Annotated in this window: 3 protein-coding genes; 2 read left to right on the forward strand and 1 reads right to left on the reverse strand. The window is 62.2% G+C overall.

Going from position 1 to position 2,748, the window contains the following annotated elements:
• A partial coding sequence (locus VMA74_RS18670) for an oligopeptide:H+ symporter (protein WP_325369712.1) occupies positions 1 to 980 on the forward strand: 980 nt, incomplete at its 5' end.
• Positions 981 to 1,010: 30 nt separating this feature from the next.
• On the opposite strand, the gene VMA74_RS18675 is transcribed toward VMA74_RS18670, so the two are convergent.
• The gene (locus VMA74_RS18675) at positions 1,011 to 1,514 is read right to left on the reverse strand and encodes a MarR family winged helix-turn-helix transcriptional regulator (protein WP_325369714.1); all 504 of its coding nucleotides are present in this window, start codon (positions 1,512 to 1,514) and stop codon (positions 1,011 to 1,013) included.
• Between the two features lie 112 nt (positions 1,515 to 1,626).
• On the opposite strand from VMA74_RS18675, the gene hppD reads away from it, so the two are divergent.
• Entirely contained in the window at positions 1,627 to 2,721 is a 1,095-nt protein-coding gene (hppD, locus tag VMA74_RS18680; protein WP_325369716.1) for a 4-hydroxyphenylpyruvate dioxygenase, read from the forward strand.
• The last annotated feature ends 27 nt before the right edge of the window (positions 2,722 to 2,748 follow it).

A 2,748-nucleotide genomic window follows, 5' to 3' on the forward strand; every position in this document is an offset into this window, starting at 1 on the left:
TGGCCAGTTATTTCACCAACACCCCGCTACAGCAGAATTTCCGCATCGTGTTTGCCGCAGCTGGCGTCGGCATGCTGCTGAGCCTGTTGTGGTTCTGGTTTGGGCGCCGCAGTCTGCGCGGCGTAGGGCGTCCGGCGCCCGGCAATGAAAGCCGCATGCGCGTGCTCGGCGTGATTGTCGGTGTGGCCATCGCGGTACCGGTGACTTATCTCTTGTTGTCCAAGCTCGGCGCCGTGGGCTTGCAGTGGGTGATGGCCCTGCTGTTCGTGGGCATGGTGGTAGTGCTGGTCGGCGAAGCACTGCGCCACGATCGGGTGCAATTGCACCGGGTGATCGCCATGCTGATCATCTTCGCCTTCAATGTGCTGTTCTGGGTGTTCTATTACCTGTTTGGCACCACCTTCAATTTCCTGGCCGAAAACCTGGTGGACCGGCAGATGTTCGGCGGCTGGGTGTTCCCCGTGGGTTGGTTCCAGGCGATGACGCCGCTGTGGGTGGTGGCGCTGGCGCCGCTGACCGCGCTGGCGTGGGGCTGGCTGGCCAAGCGGCACAAGGAGCCATCCATTCCGCGCAAATTCGGCCTGGGGCTGGTGTTCGAGGGCGTCGGCTTTATCAGCTTGATCTATGCCTTGTCGCACCTGCTCGACAGCCGCGGGCTGATTCCATTCTGGCCGCTCGCCGCCTGCTACTTATTCCAATCCGTAGGCGAGCTGTGCCTGTCGCCGATCGGGCTATCCATGGTGACCAAGCTGGCGCCTCCGCGGCTGGTGGGCCTGGGCCTGGGCGGCTGGTTTTTGTCCACTGCGCTGGGCGGCAATCTCTCGGGCATGCTCGCGTCGCACATCAGCGGCGCAACCGGCATGACCGCGGCGTCGGCCCTGAGCGGTTTTACCTTCTGCTTCTATGTGCTGGCCGGATCGGGCGTGCTGCTGCTGCTGATTTCGCCGTTGGTGAACCGCTTGATGCACGGCGTGAAATAGCCGCGGCGCGCGGCGAATGCCGGGCTTGCCTCAGCCTTCGCCGCTGCCGCCATCGCAACGCATGCCGGGCACGTCATCCAGCAGCTTGTCCAGGATGCGTGTCAGCCAGCGGCATTCCTCCTCGTCCAGCTTGGCCAGTACGTCGCGCTCGCGTGCCCGCGCCATCGGGGCGACGTCGTCATGGATCAGCCAGCCGGCCTCGGTCAGGCTGAGCACGGAACGGCGCTTGTCGTTGCCATGGGTTTCCCGGTGCACGCGGCCGGCTTCGACCAGCCGGGCCAGCGCGCGGCTGACCGCTACCTTGTCCATGGCGGTGCGCTCGGCCACCTCGCGCGCGGATAGGCCGTGGAACCGGGCCAGCACTGCCATCACGCGCCATTCGGTCATGCTCAGGTCGTAGCGACGCTGGTAGTCGTTGGCAATCGCCTGGCTCACCGTGTTCGAAAGAATCGATAGCCGATAGGGCAGGAAGCGTTCCAATTCCAGAGGAGCGTGTTCGGCGCCGGCAGGGGCAGGCTTGCGCGGGTGGGACATTGCGGCAGTGTTCCTTGCAATTAGTTTCAATTGTAACTATAACGTCAGGCTTATTCCGATGGTGGCACGCTCGCATGGCCCCATCGCGCATCGACTATGTCAGGAGAGCGCCATGAACGCCCAGCCTAATCTCGGCATGCACGTGACCACCTTCGAGAACCCCATGGGCATCAACGGATTCGAATTCGTTGAGTTCGCCGCGCCGGCAGGCCGTGGCAGTGAGCTGCATAGGTTATTCCAGAACATGGGCTTTACGGCGGTGCTCAAGCACAAGCGCCGGGCCATTACGGTGTACCGCCAGGGTGACGTGAATTTCCTGGTCAACGAAGAGCCGGACTCGTTCGCCGCCGATTTCGCCGCCAAGCACGGCCCCTGCGCCTGCGGGTTTGCAATTCGCTTCCGGCGCCCTGCGGCGGAGGTGCTTGAGACGGTGCTCGCCAATGGCGGCGAAGCGACCACGCACAAGGCCGATACCAAGGCGGTCGACGCGCCGGTAGTGAAGGGCATCGGCGACTGCATGCTGTACCTGGTGGATCGCTACGGCGACGCGGGCAGTGTCTACGACGCCGATTACGAAGCACTGCCAGGTGTGGACCAGCACCCGGCCGGTTACGGCCTCACCTTCATCGACCACCTCACGCACAACCTGTACTTCGGCAACATGCAGAAGTGGTCCGATTACTACGAGCGTCTGTTCAACTTCCGCGAGATCCGCTACTTCGACATCAAGGGAACGAAGACCGGCCTGGTGTCCAAGGCGATGACCGCGCCGGACGGCATCGTGCGCATTCCGCTTAACGAATCGAACGATCCGAAGAGCCAGATCAACGAATACCTCGATGCCTATCATGGCGAAGGCATCCAGCACATTGCCTGCTTCACCGACAACATCTATGACACGGTGGAAGCGATGCGCGCGCAGGGCGTGGAATTCCTCGACACGCCAGAAACGTATTTCGATGTGATCGACATGCGCATCCCGAACCATGGCGAGGACGTCGCGCGCATGCGCGCGAACAAGATCCTCATCGACGCCGATGCGGAGACGAAGCAGAAACTGCTGCTGCAGATCTTCACCCAGAACGCAATCGGACCGATCTTCTTCGAGATCATCCAGCGCAAGGGCAACGAAGGTTTCGGCGAAGGCAACTTCCAGGCCTTGTTCGAGTCGATCGAGCGTGATCAGATGAAGCGCGGCGTGCTGTAAACGCACTCCCATCTCTGTATCGAGAGA

The organism is Dyella sp., from assembly GCF_035508675.1.
Lineage (GTDB): Bacteria > Pseudomonadota > Gammaproteobacteria > Xanthomonadales > Rhodanobacteraceae > Dyella_B.

Bases quoted from the DNA above. Each gene is read 5' to 3' on its own strand.
- VMA74_RS18675 (WP_325369714.1), bottom strand. From the start codon at position 1,514: ATGTCCCACCCGCGCAAGCCTGCCCCTGCCGGCGCCGAACACGCTCCT.
- hppD (WP_325369716.1), top strand. From the start codon at position 1,627: ATGAACGCCCAGCCTAATCTCGGCATGCACGTGACCACCTTCGAGAAC.